General features: G+C 63.4%; 22 protein-coding genes. 16 read left to right on the top strand and 6 right to left on the bottom strand.

All coding sequences use genetic code 11. The annotated features are described in order from the left end of the window. Positions 1–105: 105 nt before the first annotated feature. The 3 genes from EN885_RS14515 to EN885_RS14505 all read left to right on the top strand — a co-directional run bounded on the left by EN885_RS14515 (position 106) and on the right by EN885_RS14505 (position 3,393). On the top strand, positions 106–1,026 hold the full coding sequence (locus tag EN885_RS14515) for a LysR family transcriptional regulator (RefSeq protein WP_095484394.1): 921 nt from the start codon (positions 106–108) through the stop codon (positions 1,024–1,026). Between the two features lie 76 nt (positions 1,027–1,102). Continuing rightward, complete coding sequence (locus EN885_RS14510) at positions 1,103–2,125, top strand: LLM class flavin-dependent oxidoreductase (protein ID WP_128242308.1); 1,023 nt, start codon at positions 1,103–1,105, stop codon at positions 2,123–2,125. Beyond that, entirely contained in the window at positions 2,122–3,393 is a 1,272-nt protein-coding gene (locus EN885_RS14505) for an LLM class flavin-dependent oxidoreductase (protein WP_128242307.1), read from the top strand. Before EN885_RS14510 ends, EN885_RS14505 begins: the two co-directional genes overlap by 4 nt. Before the next feature lie 57 nt (positions 3,394–3,450). Here EN885_RS14505 and xdhC read toward each other — a convergent pair whose 3' ends face one another. The 4 genes from xdhC to uraH form a co-directional block, all read right to left on the bottom strand. Then, a complete protein-coding gene (xdhC, locus tag EN885_RS14500; protein ID WP_128335192.1) occupies positions 3,451–4,446 on the bottom strand; it encodes a xanthine dehydrogenase accessory protein XdhC in 996 nt (331 codons plus the stop codon). A gap of 74 nt (positions 4,447–4,520) precedes the next feature. Then, positions 4,521–6,869, bottom strand: a complete 2,349-nt coding sequence (xdhB, locus tag EN885_RS14495; RefSeq protein WP_128242306.1) for a xanthine dehydrogenase molybdopterin binding subunit — start codon at positions 6,867–6,869, stop codon at positions 4,521–4,523. Further along, positions 6,869–8,350, bottom strand: coding sequence for a xanthine dehydrogenase small subunit (gene xdhA, locus EN885_RS14490; RefSeq protein WP_128242305.1), 1,482 nt, complete (start codon positions 8,348–8,350; stop codon positions 6,869–6,871). Before xdhA ends, xdhB begins: the two co-directional genes overlap by 1 nt. A gap of 3 nt (positions 8,351–8,353) precedes the next feature. Next, the gene (gene uraH, locus EN885_RS14485) at positions 8,354–8,728 is read right to left on the bottom strand and encodes a hydroxyisourate hydrolase (protein ID WP_128242304.1); all 375 of its coding nucleotides are present in this window, start codon (positions 8,726–8,728) and stop codon (positions 8,354–8,356) included. A 175-nt stretch (positions 8,729–8,903) separates the two neighbouring features. On the opposite strand from uraH, the gene puuE reads away from it, so the two are divergent. From puuE to EN885_RS14435, 10 genes are all read left to right on the top strand, one after another. Next, positions 8,904–10,334, top strand: a complete 1,431-nt coding sequence (gene puuE / locus EN885_RS14480; RefSeq protein WP_127205762.1) for an allantoinase PuuE — start codon at positions 8,904–8,906, stop codon at positions 10,332–10,334. Positions 10,335–10,366: 32 nt separating this feature from the next. After that, positions 10,367–11,230: a bifunctional allantoicase/(S)-ureidoglycine aminohydrolase gene (locus EN885_RS14475; RefSeq protein WP_126103941.1), complete on the top strand. Its 864-nt coding sequence runs from the start codon at positions 10,367–10,369 to the stop codon at positions 11,228–11,230. Beyond that, positions 11,227–11,730, top strand: coding sequence for an ureidoglycolate lyase (locus EN885_RS14470; protein ID WP_126103942.1), 504 nt, complete (start codon positions 11,227–11,229; stop codon positions 11,728–11,730). Before EN885_RS14475 ends, EN885_RS14470 begins: the two co-directional genes overlap by 4 nt. Then, positions 11,730–12,323: a nucleoside deaminase gene (locus EN885_RS14465; protein WP_128242370.1), complete on the top strand. Its 594-nt coding sequence runs from the start codon at positions 11,730–11,732 to the stop codon at positions 12,321–12,323. The genes EN885_RS14470 and EN885_RS14465 overlap by 1 nt, the downstream gene beginning before the upstream one ends. A gap of 83 nt (positions 12,324–12,406) precedes the next feature. Continuing rightward, positions 12,407–14,392: a CocE/NonD family hydrolase gene (locus EN885_RS14460; RefSeq protein ID WP_127289897.1), complete on the top strand. Its 1,986-nt coding sequence runs from the start codon at positions 12,407–12,409 to the stop codon at positions 14,390–14,392. Between the two features lie 156 nt (positions 14,393–14,548). Then, on the top strand, positions 14,549–16,138 hold the full coding sequence (locus tag EN885_RS14455; RefSeq protein ID WP_095484403.1) for an ABC transporter substrate-binding protein: 1,590 nt from the start codon (positions 14,549–14,551) through the stop codon (positions 16,136–16,138). A 16-nt stretch (positions 16,139–16,154) separates the two neighbouring features. Continuing rightward, positions 16,155–17,114: an ABC transporter permease gene (locus EN885_RS14450; protein WP_095484404.1), complete on the top strand. Its 960-nt coding sequence runs from the start codon at positions 16,155–16,157 to the stop codon at positions 17,112–17,114. Between the two features lie 10 nt (positions 17,115–17,124). Continuing rightward, positions 17,125–17,949, top strand: a complete 825-nt coding sequence (locus tag EN885_RS14445) for an ABC transporter permease (RefSeq protein ID WP_095484405.1) — start codon at positions 17,125–17,127, stop codon at positions 17,947–17,949. Further along, the gene (locus tag EN885_RS14440) at positions 17,949–19,601 is read left to right on the top strand and encodes an ABC transporter ATP-binding protein (protein WP_128242303.1); all 1,653 of its coding nucleotides are present in this window, start codon (positions 17,949–17,951) and stop codon (positions 19,599–19,601) included. The genes EN885_RS14445 and EN885_RS14440 overlap by 1 nt, the downstream gene beginning before the upstream one ends. 7 nt (positions 19,602–19,608) lie before the next feature. Continuing rightward, complete coding sequence (locus EN885_RS14435) at positions 19,609–20,448, top strand: alkaline phosphatase family protein (RefSeq protein WP_095484407.1); 840 nt, start codon at positions 19,609–19,611, stop codon at positions 20,446–20,448. Positions 20,449–20,512: 64 nt separating this feature from the next. Here the strand turns inward: EN885_RS14435 and EN885_RS14430 are convergent, their stop codons facing one another. After that, entirely contained in the window at positions 20,513–21,517 is a 1,005-nt protein-coding gene (locus EN885_RS14430; protein ID WP_095484408.1) for an NAD(P)-dependent alcohol dehydrogenase, read from the bottom strand. A gap of 498 nt (positions 21,518–22,015) precedes the next feature. On the opposite strand from EN885_RS14430, the gene EN885_RS14425 reads away from it, so the two are divergent. The 3 genes from EN885_RS14425 to EN885_RS14415 are packed head-to-tail and all read left to right on the top strand — an operon-like array spanning position 22,016 to position 24,709. Beyond that, the gene (locus EN885_RS14425) at positions 22,016–22,582 is read left to right on the top strand and encodes a sigma-70 family RNA polymerase sigma factor (RefSeq protein ID WP_095485055.1); all 567 of its coding nucleotides are present in this window, start codon (positions 22,016–22,018) and stop codon (positions 22,580–22,582) included. Next, positions 22,579–23,247 (top strand): anti-sigma factor, encoded by a 669-nt coding sequence (locus EN885_RS14420; protein WP_095484409.1) that lies wholly within the window; start codon positions 22,579–22,581, stop codon positions 23,245–23,247. The genes EN885_RS14425 and EN885_RS14420 overlap by 4 nt, the downstream gene beginning before the upstream one ends. Continuing rightward, complete coding sequence (locus EN885_RS14415; RefSeq protein ID WP_095484410.1) at positions 23,237–24,709, top strand: S8 family serine peptidase; 1,473 nt, start codon at positions 23,237–23,239, stop codon at positions 24,707–24,709. The genes EN885_RS14420 and EN885_RS14415 overlap by 11 nt, the downstream gene beginning before the upstream one ends. 275 nt (positions 24,710–24,984) lie before the next feature. Here the strand turns inward: EN885_RS14415 and EN885_RS14410 are convergent, their stop codons facing one another. After that, positions 24,985–25,875 carry an ankyrin repeat domain-containing protein gene (locus tag EN885_RS14410; RefSeq protein ID WP_095484411.1) on the bottom strand — a complete coding sequence of 297 codons (891 nt, stop codon included), beginning with the start codon at positions 25,873–25,875 and terminating at the stop codon, positions 24,985–24,987. Positions 25,876–25,930 lie beyond the last annotated feature (55 nt).

Raw genomic sequence — 25,930 nt, 5'->3', positions numbered from 1 at the left:
GGCTGGAGCGCAAACGGAAAGGGCCGAGCTGCACGATGACTTTCAAAAAAAATTGGAAAATACTAGGCTCGTTACACGCAGCTGCATGAGAGCCACGAAACCCGCATGGCCTACCTCGACAACATCGCCGTCTTCGTCCGCGTCGTCGAGCTTGGCAATTTGTCGGCGGCGGGCCGCGACATGCGCATCTCGCCGGCGGTCGCCTCCAACCGCATCAAGGAGCTCGAGAAGCATCTTGGTGTCAGGCTGTTCAACCGCACGACCCGGCAGCTGATGCCGACCGAGCACGGCACCGTGTTCTACTCCGGCGCCAAGCAGGTGCTGGAGGCGGTCACCGAGGCGGAGGCTGCGGTCAGCGCCTTATCCGGCCAGCCGCGCGGCACCATAAAAGTGACAGCGCCGCTCGGCCTCGGCCGCCGGCTGGTGGCGTCGGGCATCCCCGATTTCCACGACAAATATCCTGATATCGAGGTTCGGTTGAGACTTTCAGACCACAATGTCGACATTATGAAGGAAGGCATCGATGTCGCCTTCCGGCTGGGCATCATCGAAGATTCCAGCCTCAGGATGCGCGGCATCATGGAGTGCGAACGGGTGCTGGTGGCGGCACCGAAATATCTGGAGGCGCGTGGCGAGCCGACCGAGCCGCAGGAATTGATCGGCAAGAAGCACGACTGCCTGATGCTGCGCTATTCCGGCGCGCGCGAATACGTCTGGACGCTGCAGACGGCCGACGGCCCGCGAAAATTCGAAGTGCACGGACCCTATGACACGGACGATGGCGACGTGCTGACCGGCTGGGCGCTGTCCGGCCGCGGCATCATCAACAAGCCGCGATTCGAGGTCGAGCCGTTCATCCGCGACCAGCGGCTGAAGGTGATCCTGTCCGACACGCCGCCGACGCCGGTGCAGTTCGCCGCCGTCTATCCGCACAAGAAGCTGCAGGACCCGAAGGTGCGGCTGCTGCTCGACTTCATGGCCGAGCGCTGTCAGCGGCTGATCAAGGATATTCTGGCCGGCAAATGATCGCCGACTGGCCGGTTGCTTTCCGTCCAGCTGGTGAAGATAATTCCTGCGGAATCTCACTCACCAGGGAAGACCGATGGCCGACGGCGCCACAATGCATCTTGCCGTTTCACTGGTTCCGGAAGCCGCGCCTTCCCATCCGTCCGACGCCGGCCCGGATTTCAGCCTTCTGGCCCGGTTCGTGCAAAAGGCCGAAGCAGCCGGCTTGGACATGGTGGTTCTTGCCGATTCCGCGCCCGCTGCACGCGGCGACGCGCCGAACCGGCAAGTGCCCTTCGAAGCGACGACCCTGCTGGCGGCGCTGGCGACGGTCACAAGCAGGATCGGCCTGATCGCCGCCGCGTCGACGGTTGCCCACCAGCCCTACAATCTGGCGCGCCGTTTCGCCTCGCTCGACGTCATCAGCCATGGCCGTGCCGGCTGGAACGCGAGCATGTTCCCCGATCCGCGCGAGGCAGCCAATTTCAGCCGTCCGGAAGGGTTTTCCGGCGACGACTTCCGCCGACGTGCGGAGGAATTGATCGGCATCGTGCAGGGCTTGTGGCAAGGCTGGGATACGGATGCCCTGCTGTTCGACAAAAGCGGCGGCCGCTTCTTCGATCCCGAAAAGATGCACCTGCTCGACCACAAGGGCGAGTTTTTCTCTGTGGGCGGCCCGCTGAATGTTGCGCGGTCGCCGCAGGATATGCCGGTGCTCGTCATGTCAGGCCTATCGGAGCCCGACATGGAGATCGCCGCCCGCGTCGCCGACGTCATCCTGTTGGACGGGCCATCGGTCGCGGGCGCGAAGGCTGACGATCTGAAGCGCCGCGCGCTTGCGTTCGGGCGCAGTCCGGGCGCGATAAAGGTGCTGATGAACGTTGCGCCGAGCGCTGAAATGGCCGTCAGGCGGGACCTGATCGCAGATAGGCTCGAAGAGTCTTTCCGATCGAAAAGCTGCGATGGTTTCAACATACTCATGCCGCCGGTGCTGTCTGTGCTCGACGACTTCGTCGATTACGTGCTGCCGGAGCTTCGTCGCCGCGGCCTTCTCCGGTCGGATTATCCCGGCGCGACGCTTCGCTCCCATCTCGGACTTGCTGGGAGAGATGAACAATGACCGCCCATCGACGTCAGATGAAGCTTGGCGCCTTTCTGTGGGCAACAGGCCACCATATCGCGGCCTGGCGCCATCCGCAGGCGCATGTGACGGCGGGTGTAGATATCGACCATTACATCCAGCTGGCGCGGACGGCGGAGGCGGCGAAGCTCGACATGATCTTCTGCGAGGACGCTGCCGGCGTGCGCGAGGCCAATGTCAATATCGCTAGCCAGACCTCGCGCTCGATCGGCTTCGAGCCGATCAGCCTGCTTTCGGCTCTCGCAGTCCAGACCAGCCACATCGGCCTCGTCTCCACGGCATCGACGAGCTACAACGAGCCTTACGGGCTGGCGCGGACCTTCTTGTCGCTCGACCATCTGAGCGGCGGCCGAGCCGGCTGGAACCTGGTTACCTCCGCCAGCCACATCGAAGCCGCCAATTTCGGCTCGACCGGCCTGCGCCCGCATGCCGATCGCTATGAGCGCGCGCGTGAATTCGCCGAAGTCGTCACCGGACTTTGGCACGGCAAGCTCGATGGGGCTTCCGGATCCGGTCACGACGGCCAGAGCTTTTCTGTTCGCGACCCGCTCGACCTGCCGCGCTCCCCCCAGGGCGCGCCAGTGATGGTTCAGGCCGGCGCCTCGGACGTTGGCCGGGACCTTGCCGCCCGCACCGCCGACGTCGTGTTCACAGCGGCGCAGACATTCGAGGAGGCGAAATCCTTCTACGAGGATCTCAAGGGTCGCCTGGCGACCTATGGGCGCGAGCCTGATGATATCAAGATCATGCCGGGCGTCGCACCGATCGTGGCGGCAACCGAGGCTGAAGCGCAGGAAAAATACGAGGAATTGCAGGAGTTGATCCCCGACGATATCGGCATCGCGCTGCTTTCCAGCTATCTCAGCATTTCCGATCTGTGGCGCTATCCCATCGATGGACCATTGCCGGAGCTGCCGGCAAGCGAAGGCATGCAGAGCCGGCAAGCTCTCGTCGTCGATCAGTCGCGCAGGGACAAGCTCTCCATCCGGCAGCTTGCGCGCCACTTCGCCGGCGCGCGCGGCCACTGGCGCGTCGTCGGCACGCCGGCTCAAATCGCCGACGAACTCGAGGCACGCTTCGAGGGCGGCGCCGCTGACGGCTTCAACGTCATGCCGTCCTGGTTTCCCGGTGAACTCGATGCCTTTGCCGCGCTCGTCGTGCCGGAATTGCAGCGGCGCGGCCTGTTCCGCACGGAGTACGAAGGCCGCACCTTGCGCGACCATCTGGGCCTGAAGCGGCCGATCTGAGCAGCACGCTATGGAAGCGCGCCTGCACGAAAGTGCAGCTCGGCGGTATATCAGCCGTCAGCCGGCCATTGCCTTGCCACGAGAGGCGGGGTGCGGAGCCGCTGGTGCGACGGCGTGAGCGGCCAGCGCCGTCATGATCTCGGCCGCCGCCAAGGCCGCAATCACTTGCGGTCGCTTGTCCTTGACCGTTTCGCCGCCGATCGGCGAGACGAGGCGAGCAAATTCCGTCTCGCTGCCGTCCGCCGACTTCAGGAACCAGCTCCTGAATGTCGCCTTTTTGGTCTTCGAGCCGATCATGCCGACATAGGCGGCATCCCGGCGCTTCAGCGCCTCAGTGGCGATCAGGAAATCCAGCGCGTGGTCGTGGGTAAGAATGACGAAGGCGCTCCCGGCCGGAGCCTCGCGCACCATCGCCTCCGGCATAGGCGTCAGGCTGGTTTCGATCGTGTCCGGCATGCCATCCAGCGCCTCGGCCCTCGTCTCGACAACGGCGACACGCACCGGCAGCAAGGCCACCGCCGATGCCAACGCCTGGCCGACATGACCACCGCCGAATATGTAGACATGCGGCAGTTGAGCCTCCGCGGCTTCCGCCGCCGCAACCAGCTCTTGCGCCAGCGCAGCATCGACCAGCCGAATCAGCACCTCGACCCTGCCGCCGCAGCACTGGCCGATTTCCGGTCCGAGCGGGATGTCGAGGGTAGCTCGGATATCCCTCCCCCTTGAGGGGAGGGTGGCGGCGAAGCCGCCGGGTGGGGTCGCCGCGGCAGTGCTCGACATTTTTTTAGGTCGCGCGCTCCCTCTACCGACCCCCTCTGGCCGCTCCGCGGCCATCTCCCCCTCAAGGGGGGAGAAAAGCATCTGCCGCGCCTTGTCGATCGCCATATATTCGAGTTGGCCGCCGCCGATCGTGCCAAAAATCGCCGCGCTCGAGACGAGCATGAAGGCGCCCTTCTCGCGTGGCGTCGAGCCTTTTGTTCCGGCCACCTCGACCAGGGCCACCCGGCCGGCGCGCGCAAGAAAGGCTTTCAAGCTTTGCACCTTCGCGTTCATCATTCGCATTCCCTATCGGGAAATATAGAGTTTTCGGCCTGAATTGCACGCTTTCTGGGATTCCGAGGCTGGGTTCACGTGCCGGCCTTGGCCTCACCCTTCAGCCGTTCGATCGCCATCAGCACCCGCTCCGGTGTCGCCGGTGGGTCAAGGCGCGGACAGATCCGGTGGTCGGCAACGCTCGCCACCGCATCCGACAGCGCATGCAGCACCGACATGCCAAGCGGGAGCGGCGGCTCGCCGACCGCCTTGGAGCGGTGCACCGTCGGCTCGCTCGCCTCTGGCCAGTCGGCCAGCGTCACGTTGAAGATCTTCGGCCGGTCCGAAGCGAGCGGGATCTTGTAAGTCGACGGTGCATGGGTGCGCAGCCGCCCCTTGTTGTCCCACCACAATTCCTCGGTCGTCAGCCAGCCCATGCCCTGGATGAAGCCGCCCTCGACCTGGCCGAGGTCGATGGCGCGGTTCAGTGAGCGGCCGGTCTCGTGCAGGATGTCGGTGCGTTCGACTACATATTCGCCGGTCAGCGTGTCGACCGAAACTTCCGAGCACGCGGCGCCATAGGCGAAATAATAGAAGGGACGGCCCTCGCCCTTGTCGCGGTCCCAGTGGATTTTCGGCGTCTTGTAGAAGCCCGCCGCCGAAAGCTGGATGCGCGCCATGTAGGCCTGCCTGACGAGATCGGCGAAGGCGATCTCCTGATTGCCGATGCGCACCCGGTTGGGCAGGAACAGCACCTGGTCACGCGGCACCTGGTATTTTTCAACGGCGAAATTGGTCAGCCGATCCTTGATCTGCCGGGCTGCGTTTTGCGCCGCCATACCGTTGAGATCGGAACCGGAGGAGGCGGCGGTCGCCGAGGTGTTCGGCACCTTGCCGGTCGTCGTTGCAGTGATCTTGACCTGGTCGAGGTCGATCTGGAATTCTTCCGCCACCACCTGCGCCACCTTGACGTAGAGGCCTTGCCCCATCTCGGTGCCGCCGTGGTTCAGATGCACCGATCCGTCGGTGTAGACATGCACCAGCGCGCCGGCCTGATTGTAGTGGGTGGCGGTGAACGAGATACCGAACTTGACCGGCGTCAGCGCCAATCCCCGCTTGATGAAGCGACTGTTGGCGTTGAAGGCTTCGATGGTGCGGCGGCGCCTCGCATAGTCGCAACTCGCCTCCAGTTCGGCGACGATGCGGTGGATGATGTTGTCCTCGACCGTCTGGTGATAGGGCGTGACGTTGCGGTCGCTGGTGCCATAAAAGTTCTTCTTGCGAATCTCAAGCGGGTCCTTGCCGACGGCAAAGGCGACCTCTTCGATGACACGCTCGGCGCCTACCATGCCTTGCGGGCCGCCGAAGCCGCGGAAGGCTGTGTTCGACACGGTGTTGGTGTAGAGCGGCGCCGATTGTGCGTGCACCGCCGGCCAGAAATAGGTGTTGTCGCAATGGAACAGCGCGCGGTCAGTAACCGGGCCTGAGAGGTCCGCCGAGAAGCCGCAGCGCGCCGCGAACATGAAGTCGACGCCGAGGATATTGCCCTCGTCGTCGAAGCCAACCTCGTAGTCGACCAGAAAGTCATGACGCTTGCCGGTGGCGATCATGTCGTCGTCACGGTCAGGTCGGATTTTCACGGCGCGATGATGTTTCTTCGCGGCGATAGCGGCCAATACTGCAAACTGGTTGCCTTGCGTTTCCTTGCCGCCGAAGCCGCCGCCCATGCGGCGGATCTCGACCGTGACGGCATGGCTCGGCACGCCGAGCGCATGGCTGACCATGTGCTGGACTTCGCTCGGATGCTGGGTCGAGGAATAGATGGTCACATCCTGATCCTCGCCGGGAATGGCCATGGCGATCTGGCCTTCGAGATAGAAATGGTCCTGGCCGCCGATGCGCATTTTTCCCTTCAGCCGGCGCGGCGCCGCTTTGATTGCAACCGCTGCATCGCCACGCTTCAAGGTCAGCGGCGGCGTAACAAGCTTGTCCTTTCTGGGATCGAGCACGCCGATGTCGGTGACGAAAGGCAATTCCTTGTATTCGACCTTGGCCAGCCTTGTGGCGCGGCGTGCCTGCTCGCGCGTTTCGGCGATGACGCAGAAGATCGGCTGACCGAAGAATTGCACCTTGTCGTCTGCCAGCACCGGTTCGTCGTGACGACCGGTCGGCGAAATATCGTTCTCGCCCGGCACATCACTGGCCGTCAGCACGTCGACGACGCCGGGCGCTGCGCGCACCGCCGACAGGTCCATGCTGGTGATGGTGGCGTGCGTGGCCGTCGAAAGCCCAAGGCAGCCGTGCAGCGTGCCTGATGATTCCGGCATGTCGTCGATATAGACGGCCGTGCCGCGGACGTGCTTGTGCGCGGAATCATGGCGCTGGTCGGTGGCAACGCCGCCGGATATTTTTTGTGCCTTGAGGTTGGGAGCGTGCGTAGTCATCACGCCGCCTCGTGCCGCGATACCTGGATCGGCGCCTTGGTGCCGCTGGTCTCGGCGAAGAAGCGCAACAGCAGGTTCCGTGCCGCCAACGCCCGGTATTCGGCGCTCGCTCGCATGTCAGTCAGCGGAGTGAAATCTTTGGCGTATTCGGCCATCGCCGCCTCGACCGTCGCCTCCGTCCAAGGCCTGCCAAGCAACGCCTTTTCCACGCCGAAGGCCCGCTTGGGCGTTGCGGCCATGCCGCCATAGGCGATGCGGATATCCGCGACCGTGCCGTCCCTGGCCAGGGTTAGCAGGAACGCGCCAAGTGCTGCGGTGATGTCTTCGTCACGGCGCTTGGTGATCTTGTAGACGGCGAATTTGGTGTCTCGGCCTGGCACCGGGACATGCACGGCCTCGACGAATTCGCCCAGCTGCCGGTCCTGCTTGCCATAGGCGATGAAGAAATCTTCGAGCGGGATGGTTCGCCGCTTGTTGCCGCGGCGCAGTGTCAGCCGCGCACCCAGAGCGATCAGCGGCGGCGGCGTGTCGCCGATCGGCGAGCCGTTGGCGATGTTGCCGCCGATCGTGCCCATATTGCGCACCTGGTCGCCGCCGATGCGATCGAAAAGCGGCCCGAGCGCCGGGACGCGTTTCGCCAGCGTCGAGAAAGCCTCGGTATAGGTGACGCCGGCACCGATCGAGATGACGCCCTTGTCCTCGGAGATCCCGCACAGACCGTCGAGATTGCCGATGAAAATCGCCGGCGCAATATCGCGCATATGCTTGGTTACCCAAAGGCCGACATCGGTCGAACCGGCAACGATGGTGGCGCCCGGCTCCTTGTCGAGCACGGTGGCGAGATCGTCGGCATCGGCCGGCACGACCAGCCGCTGCTTGCCGGCGCCGATCTCGATGCGCGCACCGTCTTTCATGGCCGCAAGCTTGGCCGTGATGGCCTCGCGCTCCGCCGCCAGCGGGTCCTTCGCCGCCTTGCCGTAGCTGGAGATGGCACGCGCCGCCCGCATGATCGCTTCATAGCCGGTGCAGCGGCAGAGATTGCCCTGCAGTGCCTTTTCGATGGCCGCATCCGACGGCTCCGGCGACCGCATCCACAGCGCATAGAGCGACATGACGAAGCCCGGCGTGCAGAAGCCGCATTGCGAGCCGTGGAAGTCGACCATGGCTTGCTGCACCGGATGCAGCCTATCGCCCTCGCCGCGCAGATGCTCGACGGTCACGACATGCGTGCCGTCGAGCGAGCCGAGGAAGCGGATACAGGCATTGACGCTTTCGTAAACCAACCGGCCGGCCGAGAGCCTTCCGACCAGCACAGTGCAGGCGCCGCAATCGCCTTCGGCGCAGCCTTCCTTGGTGCCGCGCAGCGAGCGCTCGAGCCGCAACCAGTCGAGCAAGGTCTCGTCGGGCGCCACGGTGGTTAGCGCAACGTTCTCGCCATTGAGGATGAAGCGTATCTCATTGCGTTCCGTGATCTTGGCCATATCTCAGCTCCCCCGGTAAGTCGAATAGCCGTAGGGGGAGACAAGCAGCGGCACATGATAGTGCACCGGCTCGGCCATGCCGAAGCGGATCGGCACGCTGTCGAGGAAGGCCGGTTCCGGCAGCCTCAACCCCTGCCGGCGCAGATAGTCGCCGGCAGCGAAGACCAGCTCGTATTCGCCGGTGCGGAATTGTGCGTCGGCAAGCAGCGGTGCGTCACAGCGGCCGTCGGCATTGGTGACCGCCGTCTTCAAATGCGTCCGCATGTCGCCGTCGATACGGTAGAGCTCGATGGACAGGCCCGCCGCCGGCCTGCCGGTCGCGGTATCGAGGACATGGGTTGTCAGACGTCCGCCTTCGGCTTTCGACGTTTCCGCCACTGGCTGCTCCCATTCCCGGTACAGTCGAAACATACTTGACGAATTGTGCGCCAATTAAAGGCGATGCATAAGTCCCGGTCGAGCGGAGTGCTGCAAAAACACTTTCAAAATTTTCGGGGGAATGCGCAAGCCGCCCTTTCGACTATCCTGATCACACCATCCGGCAGGAGTGACGATGCGTTACGAACGAGACATGCGCGGCTATGGCGCCAATCCACCGGATCCGAAATGGCCTGGCGGCGCGCATGTCGCGGTGCAGTTCGTCGTCAATTACGAGGAAGGCGGCGAGAACTGCGTTCTGCATGGCGACAAGGCTTCGGAGGCCTTCCTGTCCGAGATCGTTGGCGCCGCACCGTGGCTTGGCCAGCGCCACTGGAACATGGAATCGATCTACGAATACGGCGCGCGCGCCGGCTTCTGGCGATTGCTGCGCCTGTTCACCGAGGCTGAGGTGCCGGTGACCTGCTACGGCGTCGCCACAGCGCTGGCGCGCTCGCCCGATCAGGTCGCAGCGATGCAGGAGGCCGGCTGGGAGATCGCCTCGCATGGGCTGAGATGGATCGACTACCGCGATCATGCGCCGGAGGACGAGCGCCGCGACATGGCGGAGGCGATCCGGCTGCACTACGAAGTCACCGGCGCGCGCCCGACCGGCTGGTACACCGGCCGCACCTCGATCAACACTGTGCGGCTGGCGGCGGAAGAAGGCGGCTTCGACTATGTGTCGGACACCTATGACGACGAACTGCCTTACTGGTTCGAGCATGATGGGCCGGACGGGTCGACAAAGCCGCAACTCATCATCCCCTACACGCTCGACGCCAACGACATGCGCTTCGCGACGCCGCAAGGCTTCAACTCGGGCGACCAGTTCTTCGCCTATCTCAGGGACAGTTTCGACACGCTCTATGCCGAGGGGAAGCTAGGGCGGCCGCGCATGATGAATATCGGCCTGCACTGCCGTCTCGTCGGCCGGCCGGGCCGGGTCGCGGCGCTCAAGCGCTTTGTCGACTACGTCAAATCGCACGACAAGGTATGGCTGGCGCGGCGCATCGACATCGCCAGGCACTGGCAGGAGACCCATCCGTTCCGGCGGCCGGCGCTGCGCCCGTCGAAAATGGAGTTCGAGGCCTTCGTCCAGGCATTCGGTGGGATGTTCGAGCATTCGCCGTGGATCGCCGAACGCGCCTACGAGTTGGAGCTCGGCCCGGCGCATGACAGCGCCGGCGGCCTCCATAATGCACTGTGTCGTGTCTTTCGCGGCGCCAGCGAGGCCGAGCGGCTCTCCGTGCTCAACGCCCACCCCGACCTTGCCGGCAAATTGGCGCAGGCCAAGCGGCTGACGGCGGAATCGGCCAGAGAGCAGGCTTCAGCCGGGCTCGACGCACTGACCGATAAGGAGCGCGAGCTGTTCTCAAAACTCAATGCCGCCTACGTCACGTCCTTTGGCTTTCCCTTCATCATCGCGGTGAAAGGCAAGACCAAGGTGGAAATCCTGGCGGAGTTCGAGGCGCGCAGCGGCAACACCCGCGGCGTCGAATTCGACACCGCTTGCAAACAGGTCGAGCGCATCGCGCTGCTTCGCCTCAAGGACTTACTTCCGTAATGGGCTTTGGCTCCCGCAATAGGCTTGAACTCATGGATACGATCAAGATGGCCGACCGAACCTATTACGCGCCGCATGGCGGCCACCCCGGCCAGAGCGAGCTGCTGACCGGCCGGGCCGTCTTCACCGAGGCCTATGCAGTCATTCCCCGAGGCGTGATGCAGGACATCGTCACCAGCGCCTTGCCGTTCTGGGACAAAACCCGAGTCTGGGTGCTGTCGCGCCCATTGTCCGGCTTCGCCGAGACGTTCTCGCAATATATCGTCGAGGTCGCGCCCGGCGGCGGCAGCGACCGGCCGGAACCGGATGCCGGCGCCGAGGGCGTCTTGTTCGTGGTCGAGGGCGAGCTGAGCGTCTTGCTGGCTGGCGAGAAACATGTCCTGCAGCCGGGTGGCTTTGCTTTCCTGCCGCCGGCCAGCGGATGGACCGTTCGCAACGAGAGTGGTGCTGCTGTCCGCTTCCACTGGATCCGCAAGGCCTACGACGCCGTTGAAGACATCGATCCGCCGCAGGCCTTTTTTGCCAACGAAAGGGACATCGCGCCCACGCCCATGCCCGGCACCGAAGGCAGATGGGCGACGACGCGCTTCGTCGATCCTGAAGACATGCGCCACGACATGCATGTCACCGTCGTCACGCTCGAGCCCGGCGCGGTTATCCCCTTCGCCGAAACCCATGTCATGGAGCACGGCCTCTATGTGCTGGAAGGCAAGGCGGTCTATCGCCTCAACCAGGACTGGGTCGAGGTCGAGGCCGGCGACTATATGTGGCTTCGCGCCTTCTGCCCGCAGGCCTGCTATGCCGGCGGGCCCGGCAAATTCCGCTATCTTCTCTACAAGGACGTCAATCGGCACGCCAAGCTTGGCGGTGCCGGCATCGCGAAGCGCGTGCCATGAGCCGCATTGTCGCCCGGCCGCTGACCCGCGAGAGCTTCGCCGAATTCGGCGACGTCATCGATATGGGCGGCGACAATCACTACCCGATCAATGGCGGCAAGGCCGAGCGTTATCACGACCTCGCCACGGCGCAAGCGCTGGGGCCGAATGCGCGCGTGCTGATCTCCATGGTGCGGGGCGCGCCCTACGATTTTCCGCTGAAGCTCACCATGGTCGAGCGTCACCCGTTCGGCAGCCAGGCCTTCATCCCGCTGTCGCCACGGCCGTTCCTGGTCATCGTCTGCCATGATGGCGACGAAGGTCCAGGCGAGCCGCACGCCTTCATCACCGCGCCCGGGCAAGGCGTCAACTATCCGCGCAATCTGTGGCACGGCGTGCTGACGCCGATCGGCGAGGCCCAGGATTTTCTCGTCGTCGATCGCGGCGGCGACGGCTCCAACCTCGAAGAGTGCCATTTCTCGCACGCCTACGAGATCCACCTTCCCGATGGGACCGCATGATGGCCGACGTCTCGCTGATCGACCGCCTGCTCGACGTCATCGAGCATGACATCGTGCCGAAGACGGCCGAAGGCGTCGCCCACGGCAATAAGCTGTTCGGCGCGGCGATCATGAGAAAGGGCGACCGCTCGCTGGTGCTCGCTGAAACCAACAACGAGACGGAGAATCCGCTCTGGCATGGCGAAGTGAACTGCCTGAAGCGATTCTATGAAATGCCGAAGGCCGAGCGCGTCGACACCAAGGACGCCATCTTCCTCGCCACGCACGAACCCTGCTCGCTCTGCCTGTCGGCGATCACCTGGACCGGCTTCGATAATTTCTACTATTTGTTCAGCCACGAGGATTCGCGCGACAGCTTCGCCATTCCGCACGATTTGAAAATCCTGAAGGAGGTCTTCACCCTCGACCCCGGCGGCTACAATGCCGAGAACGCCTATTGGAAGAGCTTTTCGATCCGCAAATTGGTGCGGTCACTGCCCGAGGCCGAGCGCCTGCGGCTGGAAACGCGGATCGGCACCATTTTGGCGCGCTATGACGAACTGTCCAGCGCTTACCAGGCGAGCAAGACCGAGAACGACATTCCGTTGAGTTGACGCGGATTGACCAGCCGAATTCGTTGGCTGGCCCACGACGCGGCAGGCTTGGGCTCCATCATGCAGTCACCTAGGAGCCCAGCATGAAAACCGTCACTGAATTTCCCCGCAAGGTCGTCGAATTTCCGGATATGGGGATCGTCATGCCGGATGGCTGCCGGCTGTCGGCGCGAGTGTGGATGCCCGACGACGCCAGCGACGATCCGGTGCCGGCGATCCTTGAGCATCTGCCTTACCGCAAGCGCGACAGCACGATCTTTCGCGATCAGCTGACGCATCCCTATTTCGCCGGCCACGGCTACGCCTCGATCCGCGTCGACATGCGCGGCAATGGCGATTCCGAAGGGCTTATGGATGACGAATATTCCGAGCAGGAATTGCAGGACGCCTGTGATGTGATCGCCTGGGCGGCGGCCCAGCCCTGGTGCAACGGCAAAGTCGGCATGATGGGCATCTCCTGGGGCGGCTTCAACTGCCTGCAGACAGCAGCCAAGCAGCCGCCGGCGCTGAAGGCGGTGATCAGTCTCTGCTCGACCGTCGACCGCTATGCCGACGACATCCACTACAAGGGCGGCTGCCTGCTGATCGAGAACTTCGGCTGGGCCTCGACCATGCTGTCCTATTCGTCGCGACCGCCGGACCCGCTGCTGGCCGGCGACAACAGATGGCGCGACCTGTGGCTGACCCGGCTGGAGAACCAGCCCTTCCTGGCGCCGCTGTGGCTGAGGCACCAGCACCGCGACGCCTATTGGAAGCGCGGCTCGATCTGCGAGGACTATTCCGCCATTAAAGCCGCCGTGCTGTCGATCGGCGGCTGGCATGACGGCTATCGCAACACCATTTCCCATCTCGCCGCCAATATCGAGGCGCCGGTCAAGGGCATCGTCGGCCCCTGGATCCACAAGTACCCGCACTACGCAGCACCGAAACCAGCGATCGGCTTCCTGCAGGAGGCCTTGCGCTGGTGGGACCGCTGGCTAAAGGGCATCGACACCGGCGTCGAGGCCGACCCGGCCTACCGCGCCTATGTGATGGACAGCGTGCGCCCCGCGCGCTGGCATCCGGAGCGGCCGGGCCGCTGGGTCGCTGAATCGGTGTGGCCGTCGCCCGAAATCGAGACACGTGAGATCGAGCTGATCCATGAAGGCGCCAAGCCGGTAATCGTCGCTTCGCCGCAAAGCTGCGGCCTTGCCGGCGGCGAATACTTTCCCTTCACCTTCGGCCCGGAATTGCCCGGCGACCAGCGCCCCGACGATGCATTATCGGTGTGTTTCGACCAGCCGGTGCTAACACAGGCGATCGACATTGTCGGCGCGCCGGAAGCACTGGTCAGGGTTTCGTCCGACCGGCCTCAAGCGAACATCGCGATCCGGCTGTGCGACGTGCATCCCGACGGCGCGTCGGAGCTGATCTCCTATGGCGTGCTCAACCTGACGCATCGCAACTCGCACGAATTCCCCGAGGCGCTGGTGCCGGGCGAAACCGTCAGCGCCCGTGTGGTGCTCGACCAGTGCGCCTATCGCGTGCCATCAGGCCACCGCCTGCGTATTGCCGTTTCGAACGCCTATTGGCCGATGATCTGGCCATCGCCGGAGCCGGTCCGGCTCGACCTGTCGGCGGCGACACTGAAGCTGCCGTTGCGCCCGCTGGCGCACCGCGATGAAGTCACGTTCCCCTCGCCCGAGGCCGCCGCGCTCTGGGCGACCGAAACGGTCCGCGTCGCCAATTCCGAACGTCATGTCGACCGCGACGAGAAGACCGGAATCGTCACGCTTTCCATCGTCGACGATTTCGGCGAGGTGCGCGACCTGGAGCATGGCCTTGCCAATGGCAGCATCGCGAGTGAGACATGGGCGATCCATCCGGACAATCCACTGTCGGCGTCGGGCAAGACGCACTGGACGCAGACGCTGTCGCGAAATGGATGGTCGGTGCGCACCGAAACATCAGCCGAAATGCGGTCCGACGCGCAAAGCTTCATGGTAAGCGCCAGAATCGAAGCCTATGAAGGCGAGAAACTGGTTTTCGAGCGCTCTTTCGAAGAGAAAATCCCGCGCGCGCTGCTTTGAGCGCTTATGCGGATTGGTCCAATTGCGACGTACGATTTACGCCACGGCATGTCGCATTCGGTCTTGCTTACGGCGTTCCCTTGCGGTCATTATTCTCCTCACAAGAAATAATAAAAAACGACCACAAGGTCGAACCAACAGAGTGAGGAACTCAACATGTCGAACGAACTGGAATTTCTCAGCCGGCGCGTCGCGTCCGGCAAACTGAGCCGTCGTGATTTTCTCGGCCGGGCGGCAGCGCTCGGCGTCACCGCGACCTTCGCCAACTCGCTGCTTTCAAGTGCGGCGCGCGCCGCGGGTCCGGTCAAGGGCGGCACGCTGAAGGCCGGCCTGGTCGGCGGCGAGTCCACCAACAGCCTCGATCCGGCCCTGTTCATGACCCAGGTGCCGTTCGCCTTCGGCAAGATGTGGGGCGAACTGATCGTCGAGCTTTCCCCGGAAGGCAATCTCGAGAACCGCATCGCCGAGGAGATCGGCTCGTCGGACGACGCCAAGGTCTGGACGCTGAAGATCCGCGACGGCGTCGAATTCCACAATGGCAAGACGGTGACCGCCGAGGACGTGGCCGCCACGCTCGAACGCCATTCGGACGAGAAGTCGAAGTCGGGCGCGCTCGGCTACATGAAAGGCATCGAGAGCATCAAGGCCAGCGGCAAGGAAGTCGTGCTGACGCTGAAGGAAGCCAATGCCGACCTGCCCTATCTGCTTAGCGATTACCATTTGATCATCCAGCCCAATGGCGGCAAGGACAAGGCCGACGCCGGCATCTCGGCCGGACCCTACAAGATCACCACCAACGAACCCGGCGTGCGCCATGGCGGCGAGCGGTTCGCCAATTACTGGCAGGCCGACAAGATGGGCCATGCCGACCAGATCGAGATCATCGTCATCAACGACGCCACGGCGCGCACTTCTGCCTTGCAGGGCGGCCAGGTCAACATGATCAACCGCGTCGAGCCGAAGATCGTCGACCTGATCAAGCGGCTGCCCGGCGTTACCATCCGCAACCATGCGGGTCCTGGCCACTACGTCTTCATCATGCATTGCAACACGGCGCCGTTCGACAACAACGATTTGCGCATGGCGCTGAAGCTGGCGATCGACCGCGAGGAGATGCTCGACAAGATCCTCAGAGGCTATGGCTCGCTCGGCAACGACTTTCCGATCAACTCGGCCTATCCGCTGTTTTCCGAGGACATCGAGCAGCGCAAATACGATCCCGACAAGGCAAAGTTCCACTACAAGAAGTCGGGCCATGACGGCGCCGTCCTGCTCAGGACATCGGACGTCGCCTTCCCAGGCGCAGTCGACGCCTCGCAACTGTTCCAGCAGAGCGCGGCCAAGGCCGGCATCACGCTGGAGATCAAGCGCGAGCCGGGCGACGGCTACTGGTCGGAAGTATGGAACAAGCAGCCCTTCTGCGCCTCCTACTGGGGCGGACGCTCGACGCAAGACCAGATGTATTCGACTGCTTACCTGTCGACGGCCGACTGGAACGACACGCGTTTCAAGCGTCCCGATTTCGACAAGATGGTGCTGGCGGCGCGTGCCGAGCTCGACGAAGCCAAGCGCAAGGCGATGTATCGCGACATGGCGATGCTCGTCCGCGACGAAGGTGGCCTGATCCTGCCGATGTTCAACCAGTTCATCGACGCGACGGGCGCCAAGGTCGCCGGCTGGGTCGACGATCCGCATCAGGAGCTGATGAACGGGTACGCTCTGGCAAAGTGCTGGCTCGAAGCCTGAGCCCGGCCTTGCGGATATGTCCTCACCCATCGTGAAACTGGTGGCCCAGCGCATTGCGCTGGGCATTCTCCTGCTGTTGGCCGTATCGGTCCTGATCTTCGCCGGCACCCAGATCCTGCCCGGCGACGTCGCGCAAGCCATCCTCGGACAGTCGGCGACACCGGAGTCGCTCGCCAATCTGCGCGAGCAGCTCGGCCTCAACGATCCGGCCTTTATCCGCTATTTCCGCTGGCTCGGCGGCGTCGTGACCGGCGATCTCGGCACTGCCATGTCAAGCGGGCAGGATATTGCGACGTCGATCAAGGGGCGGTTGTGGAACACGCTGTTCCTCGCCTTCTGGGCGGCGGTCGTGGCCGTGCCGCTGGCGATCATCCTCGGCCTGATCGCAGTGCGTTACCGCAATGGCTGGGTCGACAAGCTGATCTCCGGACTGGCGCTTGCCTCGACGTCGTTTCCCGAATTCTTCATCGGTTACGTGCTCGTCTATTTCTTTGCCGTGAAATACCAGATCTTCCCCGGCATCTCGACGGTCTATGACGGAATGCCGTTCGGCGAGCGCATGCAGGCGATCATGCTGCCGGCGGCGGCACTGACGCTGGTGGTGCTCGCCCACATGATGCGCATGACGCGCGCCGCGATCCTCAATGTCATGCAGTCGGCGTATGTGGAAACCGCCGAGCTCAAGGGGCTTTCGGCATTCGCCGTCATTCGCAGGCATGCCTTCCCCAATGCGATTGCGCCGATCATCAACGTCGTCATGCTCAACCTCGCCTACCTGATCGTCGGCGTCGTCGTCGTCGAAGTGATCTTCGTCTATCCGGGCATGGGCCAATATCTCGTCGACCACGTCACCAAGCGTGACGTGCCGGTGGTGCAGGCGGTCGGCCTGATCTTCGCCGCCGTTTATATCAGCCTGAACATCGTTGCGGACATAGCGGCGATCGTCGCCAATCCGCGTCTCAGACACCCGAAATAGGGGAGAGGGCATGCTCGACATAAAACGCATCCCCATCCCTGCGCTGATCGGCCTGGTGCTGACGGCATTGTTCGTGCTGGCGGCGATCTTCGCGCCGTGGATCGCGCCGTACGGCAATGGCGAGATCGTCGGCGACGTCTGGGCACCGATGTCGGCGACACATTGGCTGGGCACCGACAATCTTGGCCGCGACCTCCTTTCGCGCATGATCTACGGCGCCCGCGTCACGCTGTTCATCGCGGTGCTGGCCACCGCCCTGTCCTTCTCGCTCGGCGCCATCCTCGGCTTCTCGGCGGCGGTTTTCGGCGGCTGGTTCGACACGCTTATGTCGCGCCTTGTCGATCTCCTGATGTCAATTCCGACGCTGATCATGGGCCTCGTCGTGCTGTCCGTGCTGCCAACCAATCTGGTGACGCTGATCCTGGTCATGGGCATCCTCGACTCGACCCGCGTTTACCGCCTGTCGCGGGCAGTCGCCGTCGACATCAACGTCATGGATTTCGTCGAGGCGGCCAAGCTGCGCGGCGAAGGCAGCATGTGGATCATTTTCCGCGAAATCCTGCCCAACGCGTTGTCGCCGCTGGTTTCGGAACTTGGCCTGCGCTTCATCTATGCCGTGCTGTTCCTGTCGACGCTGTCCTTCCTCGGGCTCGGCGTGCAGCCGCCTAGCGCCGACTGGGGCGGCATGGTCAAGGAAAACAAGGATGGCATCGTCTTCGGCATCGCGGCGGCGCTCATCCCTGCGGCGGCGATCGCCATGCTGGCGATTTCAGTCAATCTGGTCGCCGACTGGGTGCTCAACCGCACGACAAGCCTGAAGGGAGGGCGCGGGTGATGGCTGACCAGCGAGCAAAGCCCGTGCTGCTCGATATCCGCAATCTGCGCATCGAGGCCACGGTGTTCCCGCCAGGCGAGCCGCCCAAGAACATCGTGCTTGTCCACGACGTCTCACTGACGCTCGAGAAGGGCAAGGTGCTCGGCCTGATCGGCGAGTCCGGCGCCGGCAAGTCGACCATCGGCCTGTCCTCGATGGGCTATGGCCGCGGCGGCGTCCGCATCACCGGCGGCGAGGTCATCCTGAACGGCCGCGACATCCTGAAGGGCGGCAAGGAGGGCTTTCGCAAGCTGCGCGGCCGCGAGGTCTGCTATGTCGCGCAATCGGCCGCGGCGGCCTTCAACCCGGCGCACAGGCTGATGGACCAGGTGGTCGAGGCGACGCTGCTGCACGGCACGGCGACACGGGCCGCGGCCGAGAAGCGCGCCGTCGCACTGTTCAAGAAGCTCAGCCTGCCGAACCCCGAAAGCATAGGCGAGCGGTTTCCGCACCAGGTGTCGGGCGGCCAGCTGCAGCGCGTGATGACGGCGATGGCGCTCTGTTCCGAGCCCGACCTGATCGTCTTCGACGAGCCGACCACGGCGCTCGACGTGACGACGCAGATCGACGTGCTGGCGGCGATCAAGGACGCCATCCGCGACACCCATGTCGCGGCGCTCTACATCACCCACGACCTTGCCGTCGTCGCCCAGGTCTCGGACGAGATCATGGTGCTGCGCCACGGCCGGCTGGTCGAATGGGGCGGCACCCGTCAGATCATCAAGGAACCGCGCCAGGAATACACCAATGCGCTGGTCTCGGTGCATGAGATCGAGCACCAGGAACAGAAGCCCGGCACGACGCCGTTCCTGTCTGTCAAGAACATCACCGCCGCCTATGGCCGCAGTCACATCAAGGTGCTGAAGAACGTCTCGGTCGACATCTATCCAGGCCAGACGCTGGCGGTGGTCGGCGAGTCCGGCTCGGGCAAGTCGACGCTGGCGCGCGCCGTCACCGGCCTGTTGCCGCCCGAACAAGGCACCGTCACCTTCGACGGACGTCCACTCGCCAACCGGCTTGCCGACCGGCCGAAGGAGGATCTGCGCCAATTGCAGATGATCTACCAGATGGCCGACGTGGCGATGAATCCGCGCCAGACCGTCGGAACCATCATCGGCCGGCCGCTCGAATTCTATTTCGGTCTGCGTGGAAGGCAACGTGACGCCCGCGTCGCCGAGCTGCTCGACAAGATCGAGATGGGCAAGGGCTTCGTCGACCGCTACCCGGCCGAGCTTTCCGGTGGCCAAAAGCAGCGCGTCTGCATTGCCCGCTCGCTTGCCGCCAAGCCGAAGCTGATCATCTGCGACGAGGTCACCTCGGCGCTCGACCCACTGGTGGCCCACGGCATCCTGAAGCTGCTGCTCGAGCTGCAGAAAGAGGAAAACGTCGCCTATCTGTTCATCACCCACGACCTCGCCACGGTGAAGTCGATCGCCGATTCGATCGCGGTGATGTATCGCGGCGAGGTGGTGCGCTACGGCGCGAAGAGCCAGGTGCTGGCGCCGCCCTTCGACGACTATACAGACCTTCTCTTGTCCTCGGTGCCCGAAATGGAGATCGGCTGGCTGGAGAAGGCGATCAAGGGACGGCGCATGGCAAGCGCCGGGAATTAGACACCCGGTGGCGTTGAATACAAAACTTCTGCTCATCATCCTCGACGGCGTGCCTTACCGCAATTGGCGCCGGCTGATGGGCAATCTCGAAGGCTGGGTGCAATCGGGCGAAGCGCGTGTCTGGAAGATGCGCTCCGTTCTGCCGTCGACCTCAGCCTGCTGCTATGCGTCGATCCATACCGGCGTGGCACCGCAAGTGCATGGCATCCTGACCAACGAGAGCCGGTTCCGCGTCAAGCAACCGGATATATTTTCGGAGGTCAGCAAGGCCGGCGGCAAGACCGGCGCGGTCACTCATTCCTACTGGTCCGAATTCTTCCGGGCCTATCCGTTCGATCTGGTCGAGGACATGGAGTTCGACGAGCCCGGCGGGCCGATCACGCATGGCCGGTTCCACACCATGACCGGCTACAACGCCCGCAACCAGATGACGCCGAGCGACGTCGACCTGTTCGCGACGCTGACCATGCTGACCAGGCGCCACCGCATCGACTACGGCATCCTGCACACCTGCACGCTGGACTCGATGGGCCACCGCTTCGGCCATGACTGCCATGAGATGGATCACGCCGTCTATGCGATGGACGGCATGCTCGCAGCCTTCCTGCCGCGCTGGCGGGAAGCCGGCTACGAGGTCATCGTCACAGCCGATCACGGCCAGACCGATCGCGGCCATCATGGCGGCCATGACGACGAGATGCAGGATTTTGCTCTGTATTATTTCGGACAGGGCGAGGGGCCGGAGGCCGGCACGCTGTTAGACCAGTTGCAGCTTGCGCCGACCGTGCTTGCCCGCCTCGGCGTGCCGGTGCCTGCGACGATGAAGGCCACGCCGTTCCTCGACTGAATGAATGCTGGCCCTCTCTCCTGCAGGCGCCGTGGCGCGATAGGGCAGCGACGCATATGTCGTATCAAAGTTCGAGACAAACCTTGCCAAAGTGCTTTTGGGATTCGTAGTACTTGAAGGCATTGGCGATCTCCTGCAGCGGAAAACCGCGGTCGATAGCTGGCTTCAAACGGTTGGCCTCGATGGCACGAATCATGTCTTCCTGGTCTGCCCTGCTGCCAATAGAAATTCCGCTGATCCTAATCTGATTGGAAAACAGGGCCGGGATCGAAACTTGTCCGGCAAAGCCAGTCAGGACGCCGATCAGGGCGATGTGGCCGCCCATCCTGCAAGCTGTTATCGACTGCGCCAACGTGCCCGGCCCGCCAACCTCGATCACGTGATCGACGCCGCGTCCGTCCGTCAAAATCCTTACCTTCTGGCCCCAATCCGGCACTGCCTTGTAATTGACGACAATGTCGGCTCCAAACCGCTTCAGCTTTTCCAGCTTTTCCTCCGATGAAGAGGTGGCAATAACGCGAGCGCCCGCAATTTTTGCGAATTGCAGCGCGAACAGCGATACACTTCCCGTGCCAAGGACCAGCACCGTATCACCGGGCTTCACCTGGCCGCACACCATCAGGGCTTTCCAGGCGGTAACGCCGGCACAGGTAAGCGTTGCCGCCTCCATATGCGTGAAGTCTGCCGGTGCCCTTGTGAAGGCATGCCAGGGCATGCACACATATTCGCGAGCATAGCCGTCAACATCATCTCCCAATTCGCCCGTCTTATTGGCTGGCGTCGGTTCGCCGGCCAGCCAATGGGGCCAATAGGTGCTGACGACGGCATCTCCGGCCTTGAATTGTTGGACATCGTCTGAGGCCGCAATCACTTGTCCAGCGCCATCGGACAGCGGGATTCGGCCATCGGCGCACGGTTTGTTTCCCAGCGCCACCATGCTGTCGTGGAAATTCAACGAACACGCTCGTATCCTGACAAGCAACTCACCCGGCCCTGGTTTCGGACAATCTTCCTCGACCAGCTTGAGATTTTCCAAGCCTCCCGGCGCTTTCAGCCTAATCAGTCTCATGGAAAGGTCCTTCCGATCGCGCAAGGCTTCATGCGCCTCACCAGTCGCATGGACGATTGACCGCGTCGAACACCGCCATCGGCGACTGATCCACGAGTCGCGGCCGAAAAGCTGTTGTTGGTCATGACTTTCACTTCTTCAGAGGGTTGCGGTTTGCGATCGGGACCTTAGTCGCCCGGCAGCGGACCGGTGAGTTACAAACCTGTCGGGAATCCCCTGTGCGGCGGCGTCGTCCAATGACGCTCCGCCCGAGGCTGAACGACTGCACCTTGCCGACTGGGATGAGCCGCCTAGTGGCCGCCATCATGGCGAGCCTGACGGCTGCCTTTTGCTTGGTGCCCCTGACTGAGACTGACCCCTAAAAACGGGGGGCAACGGTATACTCTGGCAACCTTTCCGCTCTTCGGTTAGCCTCCGCAAAAATCCGGGCGGAAAGCGGTGAACCTTTTTGGGCCGATCGGCGACAGAGCAGACAGGAGCCAGGCGGCTCGACCGGCCATGACGGCAGCGACGGAAACCGACCGCGCGCTTGTCAGCCGGGTCGCGAAGGGCGACCGTGCCGCCGTGCGGCTCCTGTTCATGCGCCACCACGCGCGGGTCTACCGCTTCGTGGTGCGCCAGACGGGATCGGAAATGATGGCCGATGATATCGCCAACGAGGTGTTTCTCGAACTCTGGCGCCAGGCGCCAGGCTTCGAGGGGCGCTCGGAAGTCTCGACATGGCTGCTCGGCATCGCCCGCTTCAAGGCGCTGTCGTCGCTGCGCAAGAAGAAGGAAGACCGGATCGACGACGATGACGCGGCCCAGGTCCCAGACAGCGCCGACACGCCGGAAGTCGTCACCATGAAGGAAGACAAGGGCGCCGCTTTGCGGCGCTTCGTCGATGCCTTGCCGGAAGAGCACCGCACGGTGATCGACCTTGCCTACTACCACGGACAGTCGGTGACCGAGATCGGGGAGGTGCTCGGCATCCCGGTTGCTACCGTCAAGACCCGGATGTTCTACGCCCGCAAGAAACTCGGCGAGGCGCTCAAGGCCGCCGGTTACGACAGGGGGTGGCCATGAGCGCCGCTGAAAAGATGTCGCGCCGCGATGAAATGGAAACGCTGCTGCCGTTCTATCTGAACGGCTCGCTGGAAGGCTCGGAACTCGAAGCCGTCGAGGAATGGCTGGCTTCCGATCCGGCGGCGCTTGCCGCACTCGGCGAGGCCGAAGCCGAATTCTCCAGCACCGCTGCATCCAATGAGGCGATCCGCCCGCCGGCCGATGCGCTCGGCCGCTTCACCCGGGCGCTCGATGCCGAAGCCGGCCCCGTGCGCGCGCCGGCGACATCGTCCTGGCTGGCGCAGGTGTGGGGCCGCTTCATGGCGGTGCCGGCCGGCGTCGCCTGGGCTGCGGCGGCAGCACTGCTTGCCCTCGTCATGGTGCAATCGGTTGTTCAGCCAGGCGGCAAGGACGGCGATTTCGAAATTGCCGGCCAACAAGGCGATCTGACGAAAATGCCGTTCGCGCTGGTGACGTTCAAGCCGGATGCGAAGATGGCCGACATTGTCGCTTTTCTTGGCGAACACCAGCTGAAGATTGCCGGCGGGCCGACCGCCGACGGTGTCTTCCGCCTTGGCATCCCGGCCGCAACCGCAGCCGATTATCAAAAAGTGCTTGCTCTTATTGCCGCCCAGCCTTTCGCGGAGGCTGTGGTCGAGGGAAGGAGACCGGTTGATGGCGGCTAGGGCGGTCATTGGGTTTGCGGCGCTCCTTGTGGCGGCGATGACGCTCGCCGCCGCGCCCGCTTTGGCGCAGACCAATGATCCAAACCTCACCCAGACGGAAATCGACTGCCTCAACCGGGCGACGGCGGCGGCCGACTGTATCGAGGACGATACAAGAGACGGCAGCGGCGAAAAGCCCGGCGCTGGTTCCGCCGCGACAAATGCGGTCGTTCTTCCTGCGCTGATCGTTGACCTGTTTCCCAACCCGGTCGGCGGCGGCCAAGCTCCGCTGCCGACGCCCGATCCACGCCGCAATCCGGCCGGTCGGGCACTGCCGCCGCAGGCCGCCGGTGCGCCTGCGATACAGGCCGCCGCGACGGGCGGTCCGATCGTTTCGCCCAGCGATCTCGTCGCGGCCGAGCCGCCGCGCGCCGTCATCGGTGATTTCGTGCCCGACGAGGTGCTGGTGACGGTAGACGGCGACGCCGTCCAGCAGATCGCCGCCTCATTTGGCCTCGAGGTGCGCTCGCAGCGCCAGTCTCTGCTGCTCGGCACCACGCTGGTGCGCTTCGGCATTCCCGATGGCCGACCGGTCGGCGTCGTGCTGGCGCAGCTTGCCGCCGACGGCCGCACCATGCGGCGCGAGCCCAACCATATCTACTCGCTGCAACAGGCAGCCAGCATCGTCAATTATGCCTTCGAGCGCATCGCGCTGGATTCGAAAGCGGCCAGCGGCGAGAATGTGCGCGTCGCCGTCATCGACACCGCCATCGACGATGCCAATCCAGCACTCTCCGGCGTCATCGTCGATCAGTTCGACGCCATGCCCGATGTGCCGATCGAGGCGCGCGATCATGGCACCTCGATCGACGGCCTGATCGCCGGCGTCGGCGCGCTCAAAGGCATGGCGCCGGGCGCGAAAATCTACCATGCCCGAGCTTTCGAGGGCGGCAAGTCGACCATGGACATCATCCTGTCGGCGCTCGACTGGGCGGCAAGCCAAGATGTTCGCATCATCAATATGAGCTTCGTCGGACCGAAGAACGACCTGCTCGGCATCGCCTGCCGCAATGCTCGCGCCTTGGGCATCGTGCTGGTCGCCGCCGCCGGCAACAACGGGCCGAAGGCGCCCTACGGCTACCCCGCCGCCTTCGACGGCGTCATCGCGGTGACGGCCACTGATGCCAAGGACGGGCTGATGCAGCAGGCTAATCGTGGCGCCTACGTCTTCCTCTCCGCTCCTGGCGTCGAGATGGTGGCGCCGAGCGGCGCCGGCTCGGATGTGGTCACCGGCACCTCATTTGCCGCAGCCATTGTGACCGGCGCGATCGCCAATCTGTTGCATGCCGCGCCCGATCGTTCCGCCGACTGGGTCGAGAAGGCATTGGCCGGCACGGCCAAGGATCTCGGCCCCAAGGGACGAGACAATGATTTCGGCTATGGTCTGCTGGACACCAAGGCGGCCGCGGCAGCGAAGGAATAGGCGTAGGCTTAAACGCTTCTGCTTTTATGCACATCGAAACTCAATCACTGGCTGCCACCAGCGCCCGAGATTGGTGGAACTTAGACGTTCGAGCTGACTGCCGGATCGGCTTGGCCATGCCAAAACCCGTCAAATAGTTCGAAAACTGGCTAGTTCGTTTCATTGGCGGCTGATGCCCGCTGGGCAAGTGGCCCTTTTAGGGTCACCAGAGGTGCTACTTGAGCAAATCTAGCCGACGCAGGTCCGTAGCAGCACTTGCGCAAGAGATCATCGGTTCAGGGCAGCGGGATCGGCTTGTCACTGAGTGTGCGCAAGTAGGCGATCATGTTGACCCGTTCGGTCTCGTCCGGGACACCGGGAGTCTCCATCTTGACGCCCGGCGTGGTGAGCATGGGCTCGAAGAGAAATCTGTTCAGGTCCTCGTACGTCCATACACCCTCCCAGCCCAACAAGGCCTCGGAGTAACGCATATCTGCCATGGATGCCTTGTCGCGGCCGACGACGCTCCACAAGTTCGGTCCTATTTTGTTCCCTCCCTGTGGCTCGGCTTCGTGGCAAGTAGTACACCGGCGGGTGTATTCGGTTCGGCCTTTCTCGACATCGGCAGAAGCCAACTTCATTGATATTGGCGCTGGCGTTGGCAAGACGACGCCATGCGCCAAGAGATAGTCGGCAATTTCGCGTTGCCCCCTGTTTTTTGCCAGATGGAGCGGCGTCTTGCCGTGCATTGCCTTCGCATTCACGTCCGCTCCGGCCTCGACCAGTGCCTTCACGCAGTCGAAACAATCGAGAGTGACGGCGACATGAAGGGCGAATTCGCCATCACGATCGGAATTTGGATCCGCGTCCCGCTCTAGCAACAGGTTTAACAGATCGATCTTGCCTGTTCCGACAGCCGCCATCAGTGCGGGACCACCAGTCGTCTGGGCGTTGACGTCCGCACCACGTTCTATGAGCAGTTTTGCCGCTTCGATGTGGCCCATAAAGACCGCGAGATAGAGCGGCGTTGCGCTTCCATCACTCTCATCTACATCAGCGCCCGCATCGAGCGCTGCTGTGATCGCCGCGACATCGCCCTCCATGGCGGCATCGTGGATGGCGGCGGCTTGCGATACAATCGGAATGTGCAAAAGCAGCAGTGGAATGAGAAGCAAGGACACGCGCATTTGGCATCTCCCAAGGCAAACCGCAGTAAGCGTCACGGTTTCAAGACGGCAAAAG

The sequence above is a fragment of the Mesorhizobium sp. M6A.T.Cr.TU.014.01.1.1 genome (assembly GCF_004022765.1).
In the GTDB taxonomy this organism is placed as follows: Bacteria; Pseudomonadota; Alphaproteobacteria; order Rhizobiales; family Rhizobiaceae; genus Mesorhizobium; species Mesorhizobium mediterraneum.
This window is presented reverse-complemented; position numbering and strand designations above follow the sequence as displayed.

Excerpts from the sequence above, each read along its gene's own strand:
- EN885_RS14465 (WP_128242370.1), top strand. The coding sequence starts at position 11,730 with ATGGCCGACGTCTCGCTGATCGACCGCCTGCTCGACGTCATCGAGCAT.
- EN885_RS14515 (WP_095484394.1), top strand. The coding sequence starts at position 106 with ATGGCCTACCTCGACAACATCGCCGTCTTCGTCCGCGTCGTCGAGCTT.
- EN885_RS14445 (WP_095484405.1), top strand. The coding sequence starts at position 17,125 with ATGCTCGACATAAAACGCATCCCCATCCCTGCGCTGATCGGCCTGGTG.
- EN885_RS14450 (WP_095484404.1), top strand. The coding sequence starts at position 16,155 with ATGTCCTCACCCATCGTGAAACTGGTGGCCCAGCGCATTGCGCTGGGC.
- EN885_RS14420 (WP_095484409.1), top strand. The coding sequence starts at position 22,579 with ATGAGCGCCGCTGAAAAGATGTCGCGCCGCGATGAAATGGAAACGCTG.
- EN885_RS14415 (WP_095484410.1), top strand. The coding sequence starts at position 23,237 with ATGGCGGCTAGGGCGGTCATTGGGTTTGCGGCGCTCCTTGTGGCGGCG.
- xdhB (WP_128242306.1), bottom strand. The coding sequence starts at position 6,869 with ATGACTACGCACGCTCCCAACCTCAAGGCACAAAAAATATCCGGCGGC.
- EN885_RS14440 (WP_128242303.1), top strand. The coding sequence starts at position 17,949 with ATGGCTGACCAGCGAGCAAAGCCCGTGCTGCTCGATATCCGCAATCTG.
- puuE (WP_127205762.1), top strand. The coding sequence starts at position 8,904 with ATGCGTTACGAACGAGACATGCGCGGCTATGGCGCCAATCCACCGGAT.
- xdhC (WP_128335192.1), bottom strand. The coding sequence starts at position 4,446 with ATGAACGCGAAGGTGCAAAGCTTGAAAGCCTTTCTTGCGCGCGCCGGC.
- xdhA (WP_128242305.1), bottom strand. The coding sequence starts at position 8,350 with ATGGCCAAGATCACGGAACGCAATGAGATACGCTTCATCCTCAATGGC.
- EN885_RS14410 (WP_095484411.1), bottom strand. The coding sequence starts at position 25,875 with ATGCGCGTGTCCTTGCTTCTCATTCCACTGCTGCTTTTGCACATTCCG.
- EN885_RS14430 (WP_095484408.1), bottom strand. The coding sequence starts at position 21,517 with ATGAGACTGATTAGGCTGAAAGCGCCGGGAGGCTTGGAAAATCTCAAG.
- EN885_RS14475 (WP_126103941.1), top strand. The coding sequence starts at position 10,367 with ATGGATACGATCAAGATGGCCGACCGAACCTATTACGCGCCGCATGGC.
- EN885_RS14455 (WP_095484403.1), top strand. The coding sequence starts at position 14,549 with ATGTCGAACGAACTGGAATTTCTCAGCCGGCGCGTCGCGTCCGGCAAA.
- EN885_RS14470 (WP_126103942.1), top strand. The coding sequence starts at position 11,227 with ATGAGCCGCATTGTCGCCCGGCCGCTGACCCGCGAGAGCTTCGCCGAA.
- EN885_RS14510 (WP_128242308.1), top strand. The coding sequence starts at position 1,103 with ATGGCCGACGGCGCCACAATGCATCTTGCCGTTTCACTGGTTCCGGAA.
- EN885_RS14505 (WP_128242307.1), top strand. The coding sequence starts at position 2,122 with ATGACCGCCCATCGACGTCAGATGAAGCTTGGCGCCTTTCTGTGGGCA.
- EN885_RS14425 (WP_095485055.1), top strand. The coding sequence starts at position 22,016 with ATGACGGCAGCGACGGAAACCGACCGCGCGCTTGTCAGCCGGGTCGCG.
- EN885_RS14460 (WP_127289897.1), top strand. The coding sequence starts at position 12,407 with ATGAAAACCGTCACTGAATTTCCCCGCAAGGTCGTCGAATTTCCGGAT.